This window comes from Lentisphaerota bacterium (assembly GCA_016873675.1).
In the GTDB taxonomy this organism is placed as follows: domain Bacteria; phylum Verrucomicrobiota; class Kiritimatiellia; order RFP12; family JAAYNR01; genus VGWG01.
Genome location: VGWG01000130.1, coordinates 1 through 6,977 on the forward strand (window position 1 = coordinate 1; position 6,977 = coordinate 6,977).

The window sequence follows — 6,977 nt, forward strand, 5'->3', positions numbered from 1 at the left end:
TCCCACTGAGACTCCGTCGGCAGGTCGAAGGTCGCCAGCCCCGTCTTCGTTCGCAGCTTGCCCATGAACGAGTCCGCGTGAACCTGCGCCGACTGCGGCCAGTTCGGGCTGATCGCGCTGTTGTTCGGGTTCTCCCGGATGTCATAATAGCTCACCCACTCCACCGGACGGCTGTCGCGATGGGTGGCGTTGAAGAAGTACGCGGGCCAGTTCCCCATCACCCGCTCCCACTGTTTCTGCGTCACCTCGAACACCCCGATGTAGAAATCCTGCGTCAGCGTCACCTGGTGCAGCCCGTCGTCGCTGGCGCCCGGATAGTCCGTGGAGCGCCCGCCCATGGTGAATGTGCCCGCCGGGATGCGCCGCATCACCAGTTTCGTGGTCTTGTAGGTGTCGGTCCAACCGCCCACAGGCACGCCGCTGAGGTACGACACCGGATAGCTCGACGCCGACGGCCCTCCGGAGAGATCAATCACCATGTAGAGCCCGCTCCCCGTCCGCCCGTCGTCCGCCGTCACGGTCGCCCGCACGTTCTCCGAGAGGTTCCCCGGCCAGTCGGCTCCGGCGTCCCAGACGATCTGCTTGCCCGCGCCGGGCCGCACGCCCGGCCCGACGTCGCCGCTGACGCTGGCGGCGGGCACGGGCGCGCCGTTATCCGTGAGCGCCACGCTCACCGTCTGCCGGTCACCGTCGCTGTCCGCCACGTCATACCAGATATCCACCAGCTTCGATCCGCCGCCGCGCTGCTGCACACGCACATTTGACACCGCCGGGTCGCCCGCCCGACAGACCCATGCGCACGCCATCGCCGCCACAACCGCAAACCCCGCCGCAACGCCTCTTTTTTCTCATGGCACTCTCCTCGTTTCGGGGACAGTATAGCCGCCCGCGCGCCTCTCCGCAATGACAACTCCAAAACCGCTTGTTGCGTTTGCGAATGTGATCGGGTAATCTATTCGCCGCTTGAGCCCCGGCGGGTTCGGCGCCACACACTTACGGGAGACACACTTGAAATACGGTTATTTTGACACTGCGAAGAAGGAATATGTGATCCAGCGCCCGGACACGCCGTTGCCCTGGATCAACTATCTGGGCACCCAGAATTTCTTCGGCATGATTTCCAACTCGGGGGGCGGCTATTGCTTCATGACCGACGCCCGGAAACGGCGGCTGACCCGCTACCGCTACAACAACATCCCGATGGACTCCGGAGGCCGTTATCTCTATGTCCGGGACGAGCAGACCGGGAAATCGTGGGCGCCGGGATGGATGCCGGTGAAGGCCGATCTGGATGCCTACGAGTGCCGCCATGGCCTGGGTTACACGATCATCTCCGGCGAGAAGGACGGCGTCCGCGTCGCGACGCGCTATTTCGTCCCCTTCAACGAAACCTGTGAAATCTGGGAGACCGACGTCACGAACACGGGGAAGCAGGAGAAGCGCATCACCCTGTTCAGCTTCGTCGAGTTCTGCCTCTGGGAGGCGCTCAACGACGCCACCAATCTGCAGCGGACGCTGAACCTGGGCGAGGTGGAGGTGGTCGGCAACACCATCTACCATGTTTCCGAATACCGCGAGCGGCGCAACCATTTCGCCTATTTCGCCACGAGCGCCGACATCGCCGGTTTTGACACCGACTCCCAGAGTTTCCTCGGCGCGTACAACGGCTTTCACGAGCCTCAGGTCGTGACCGAAGGCAAGAGCCGCAATTCGAAGGCCTGCGGCTGGAACCCCTGCGGATCGCACGGCATCGCGATCACGCTGAAACCCGGGGAAACGCGGAAGATCAACTTCCTCCTGGGTTATGCGGAGAACCCCGAGGACGAGAAGTTCAGCGCCCCCGGCGTGATCAATAAGAAGTATGTCGCGCCGACGCTTGCCAAATACCTCGACCGCCGGAACTCCGAGGCGGCGTTCCAGGCCCTGGTTGCGGAATGGCAGGACCTGACCGGCCGGTTCCAGGTGGAGACGCCGTATGCCAATTTGGACATGATGGTCAACACGTGGAATCAGTACCAGTGCGTGACCACCTACAACATGGCGCGCTCCACGTCCTACTACGAGACGGGGATCGGACGGGGCATCGGCTACCGCGACGCCTGTCAGGACCTGTACGGCGCGGTCCACATCATGCCGCCCGCCCGGTCGCGCGAGCGGATCCTCGAACTGGCGGCGATCCAGTGGCGCAACGGCGCCACGTACCACCAGTACCAGCAGCTCGACAAGAAGGGCAATGCCACCATCGGCGTCGGCTTCAACGACGACCCCCTGTGGCTCATCCTGGGGACGGCCACCTACATCAAGGAGACGGGCGACTGGTCTATTCTGGAAGAGAAGGCCGCTTTCGATAACAACCCCACGGACACCGCGACGCTCTACGAGCACCTCGTGATCTCGGTCAACCACATCATGGCGAATCGAGGCCCCCACAAGCTGCCGCTCGTGGGACGCGCGGATTGGAACGACTGCCTGAACCTGATTATGACCAGCATCAAGCCCGGCGACACGTTCCAGGGCGATGCCACGCATGCAAGCCTCACGGACGCGATCGGCAGCGTTCCGGAAAGTCTGATGATCGCGGGGCAATTCGTCTGGGCGGTGAGCGAGTTCATGCGCATGGCCCGGCATAAGAAAGACATCCAGCATGCCACAATGGCCGAAGCTGCCGTGAAGGAGATGCAAGAGGCGATTATCGCGCACGGCTGGGATGGCGAGTGGTTTGTCCGCGCCTTTGACCGGTTTGGCAAAAAGATCGGATCCAAGGAGAACGCGGAGGGGCAGATCTTCGCCGAGTCGCACGGGTGGATCGGCATGGCCTCGGTCGGCAAGGAGAACGGCATGTTGGCGCAGGCGCTGGACGCGGTCAAGCGGCGGCTCTTCTCGCGGCACGGCATCGTGCTGCAGCAGCCGGCGTACACGTCGTACAACTTCTACCTGGGCGAAATGACGTCGTACCCCCCGGGGGTCAAGGAAAACGCCGGCATTTTCTGTCAGCCCACCGGGTGGCTGACGATTGCCGAGTGTAACGTCGGGCGCGGCGACACCGCCATGGAGTACTACGCATCCATCTGCCCGGCGGAGCGGGAGGCCATCAGCGACGTCCACCGGTGTGAACCCTATGTGTACTCGCAGATGATCGCGGGGCCCGATTCCGCGCGCTTCGGCGAGGCCAAGAACTCGTGGCTGACGGGCACCGCCGCCTCGTCCTTCCTGGCCGTCTCGCAGTACATCCTGGGCATCAAGCCCGATTATGATGGCCTGCTGCTGGACCCGTGCATTCCGAAGCAATGGGAGGGCTTCCGCGTTCAGCGCCGGTTCCGTGGCGCGAACTATGATATCCGCGTGACTAATCCCTCGCATGTGAGCAAGGGCGTCAAACAAGTCACCGTGGACGGCAAGACTATCGTCGGCAGCCTGCTGCCCGATTTCAAGGACGGCAAGACGCATCGGGTGGATGTGGTGATGGGGTAGGGGACGCCCTCGCACAAGAGCCAGCGCGCCTTTGGCGTGGGACCTGCCCGCAGACAAGCCTGCGGGTGGGTTTCGAGAGGATATCGTCATGAAGGAACGGGTTCTGATAACGGGTGGAAGCGGTTTTCTGGGCATCAACCTGGTCCGGTCCCTTTTGGACAAAGGCATCACGGACATCTGCGTGCTGGATGTGGCGCCGTTTGATTATCCGGAGATCGGTCGCGTCACCTTCATGCAGGGCGACATCCGCGACCGCGCTGCGGTCGCGCGCGCGGTCGCCGGCGCTACGTGGGTCGTGCATACGGCTGCCGCACTGCCATTGTATTCGGAGGCGGATATCCTCTCCACCGACATCGACGGCACGCGCAATCTGCTGGAGGCGTCGCGCGCGGCCGGGGTGCGGCGCTTCGTTCATATTTCCAGTACGGCGGTTTATGGCATTCCCGACCATCACCCGCTGATCGAGACCGACCCGATGCAGGGGGTCGGCCCCTACGGGCGGGCCAAAATTGCGGCCGAGGATGCGTGCCTGGAATACCGGCGGAAGGGGATGTGTGTGCCGATTCTAAGACCCAAGTCGTTCATCGGCCCGGAACGGCTCGGGGTTTTTGCCCTGTTTTACGACTGGGCGCGTGACGGGCGCAACTTCCCGATGATCGGCAGCGGCAACAATCGCTATCAGTTGCTCGATGTGCACGACCTCTGCGAGGCGATCGGACTCTGCCTGACGGGGGACGCGGCGATCGTCAACGACACGTTTAACATCGGCGCCAAGGTCTTCACCACCATGAAACAGGATTATCAGGCGGTCTTGGACCGCGCTGGGTTCGGCAGGCGGATCATCGGTTTCCCGGCGCGCCCGATGATCTGGACGCTGCGCGTGCTCGAAGCCCTGCACCTGTCGCCCTTGTACAAGTGGGTGTACGAGACCGCGTGCGAGGATTCGTTCGTGAGCATCGAGAAGGCCGAGCGGGTGCTGGGTTTTGCGCCAATCTATTCCAATCGCGATGCGCTGGTGCGCAACTACGAGTGGTATCTCAAACATTTCGAGACCTTCAGAAAGGCCGCAGGTGTCTCGCACCGGGTGCCGTGGAAGCAGGGGATTCTCGGCGTCGTCAAACGGTTTTTCTAGGTGGGGCGGAGGCAAAGAAAGCGAGTGATTCATGAGTGATGCGTGTCCCTGTGCCAGTGGCAAACCGTTTGGCGAGTGTTGCGAACCCTATCTGCTGGGCCGGGCCAAGCCGCCGACGGCGGTGGCGTTGATGCGTTCGCGCTATACGGCTTATGCCATGGGCGCGATAGACTATCTGTATCAGACATCGAGCGAACGCGTCCGCAAGGAGTTTGATGCCGAGGGCAGCAAGAAATGGGCGAAGTCGGCCGAATGGACGGGCATTGAGATCATTCAGGCGACGGACGGCGGCCAGCACGACGAGCGCGGAGTGATTGAATTTCTGGCCCACTACAAGGTCAAGGAATCCGATTTCGAACATCATGAGCGGGCCGAGTTCGAGAAACGCGACGGGATCTGGGTGTTTATGGACGGCCACATCATCGGGCCCGCCCCCGTTCGGCGCGAGGCCCCCAAGGTCGGCCGCAACGACCCGTGCCCCTGCGGCAGCGGCAGGAAGCATAAGAAATGTTGCGGAACGGCGCGCGAAGCGGACGAGAAACTGAAGAACTAATCAACAGGAGATGTGACATGGAACAAACACACGTTTTCAAGACAGAAGTCCGGCAACTGCTCGATTTAGTTATTCATTCTCTCTATTCAAAAAAAGAGATCTTTCTCCGGGAGCTAATTTCCAATGCGTCTGATGCGATCGACCGGGCGCAATATGAGGGGCTTACCGACAAGACGCTGGTTGATGGCGTGACGGACTGGCGGATTGACCTGACCGTCGATAAGAAGGCGCGGACGCTGACGCTGTGCGACACGGGTATCGGCATGACACAGGCCGAGGCCGAGGAGAGCTTGGGGATGATCGCCCGTTCGGGCACCAAGACGTTCCTGCAGGCGCTCAAGGAGCAGCAGGCGTCCAACGCGCCCGAGCTGATCGGACAGTTCGGCGTGGGCTTCTACGCCGCATTCATGGTGGCCGACGCGGTGACCGTGGTCAGCCGCCGCCGTGGCGTTGCGGCCGATGCTGCGGTTCGCTGGCACTCCACCGGCGACGGCACGTACACCACGGACGCCGCGACGCGCGACGCGCCGGGAACCACAGTCACCCTGCATCTGCGCGAGGGCATGGACGACTATCTCGAGGAGTGGCGGATCAAGGCGCTGGTCAAGCAATACAGCGACTTCATCGCCCATCCCATCCGCCTGGGCAAGGACGGCAAGGAGCCCGGCGCGTCAGACGCGCCACTCAACACCATGAAGGCCCTGTGGAAGCGCGCCAAGAGCGAGGTGAAGGACGAGGATTACACCGAGTTCTACAAGCATCTCACGCATGACGGCGCCGCGCCGCTGAGAGTGATCCCCATGGCGGTCGAGGGTGCCGTCGAGTTCCGGGCGCTGCTGTTCATCCCGAGGGAAATGCCGTTTGACCTGCTCTACCGCTCGGAGCGTAAGCACGGCCTCAACCTCTACGTCCGCAATGTCTTCATCGGCGCCGATTTCGACGCCCTGCTGCCGGAATACCTCCGCTTTGTCCGCGGCGTTGTGGACTCGAGCGATCTGCCGTTAAACGTCTCGCGTGAAATCCTGCAGGACGATGCCGTGATCCGCAAGATTCGCAGCAATATCGTGGGCAAGATTCTCGCCACCCTCGCCGATATGAAGAAGGACAAGCCGGACGACTACAAGCTCTTCTTCAAGGCGTTCGGACGCATCCTCAAGGAGGGCTTCCACTTCGATTTTGAAAACAAAGCCAAGCTCCAGGAGCTCGCGCTCTTCCATGCGTCTCAGGCCGAGGGGAACGCGCCAATCTCGCTCCGGGACTATCGCGATGCCATGAAATCGACGCAGCAGGAGATCTACTATCTGATCGCCGAGAGCCTCGACGCGGCCCGCCAGTCGCCCCACCTCGAAGCGGTCCTGGCGAGCGGATGCGACGTGCTATTGCTGGTGGATCCGATCGACCAGTGGGTGGTGGATGCGCTTGACGAATACGATGGGTGTAAGTTGCGGGCGATCGACAAAGGCGATCTGGAACTCGGTTCCGACGCGGAAAAGGCCGAGGCGAAGAAGGCGATCGAGGCAGCGGGGCAGGCGTTGCGTCCGCTGCTCGACACCCTCCAGGCCCGCCTGACGGACCGGGTGCGCGAGGTGCGCGTCTCGCCGCGTCTCACCGACTCGGCCTGCTGTCTCGTCGTGGACTCCCAGGCCATGAACGCGACCATGGAGCGGTTCATGCGCGCCATGAACCAGGAGGCCCCCAAGCAACTGCGCATCCTCGAAGTGAATCCGAAACATCCCCTGATTGAGAAGATGCGCGCCATGCGCGATGCCGATGGCGCTGATCCCCGGCTCGCCGATTATGCCGATCTGCTCTTTGGCCAGG

The 6,977-nt window shown here is 62.3% G+C and carries 5 protein-coding genes; 4 read left to right on the top strand and 1 reads right to left on the bottom strand.

Annotated elements, in window-relative coordinates:
- Positions 1 to 815: hypothetical protein (locus FJ222_11385; protein MBM4165024.1), on the bottom strand; the 815-nt coding region annotated here is incomplete at its 3' end.
- Positions 816 to 1,008: 193 nt separating this feature from the next.
- Here FJ222_11385 and FJ222_11390 point away from each other — a divergent pair.
- The 4 genes from FJ222_11390 to htpG form a co-directional block, all read left to right on the top strand.
- Positions 1,009 to 3,471 (top strand): glycosyl transferase, encoded by a 2,463-nt coding sequence (locus tag FJ222_11390; GenBank protein ID MBM4165025.1) that lies wholly within the window; start codon positions 1,009 to 1,011, stop codon positions 3,469 to 3,471.
- Between the two features lie 88 nt (positions 3,472 to 3,559).
- Complete coding sequence (locus tag FJ222_11395) at positions 3,560 to 4,603, top strand: NAD-dependent epimerase/dehydratase family protein (GenBank protein MBM4165026.1); 1,044 nt, start codon at positions 3,560 to 3,562, stop codon at positions 4,601 to 4,603.
- Between the two features lie 31 nt (positions 4,604 to 4,634).
- A complete protein-coding gene (locus FJ222_11400) occupies positions 4,635 to 5,156 on the top strand; it encodes a YchJ family protein (protein MBM4165027.1) in 522 nt (173 codons plus the stop codon).
- On the top strand, positions 5,111 to 6,977 hold a 1,867-nt coding region (gene htpG / locus FJ222_11405), incomplete at its 3' end, for a molecular chaperone HtpG (GenBank protein MBM4165028.1). The genes FJ222_11400 and htpG, both read left to right, overlap by 46 nt.

Coding starts and splice junctions, on each gene's coding strand:
- FJ222_11395 (MBM4165026.1), top strand. CDS start 3,560: ATGAAGGAACGGGTTCTGATAACGGGTGGAAGCGGTTTTCTGGGCATC.
- FJ222_11400 (MBM4165027.1), top strand. CDS start 4,635: ATGAGTGATGCGTGTCCCTGTGCCAGTGGCAAACCGTTTGGCGAGTGT.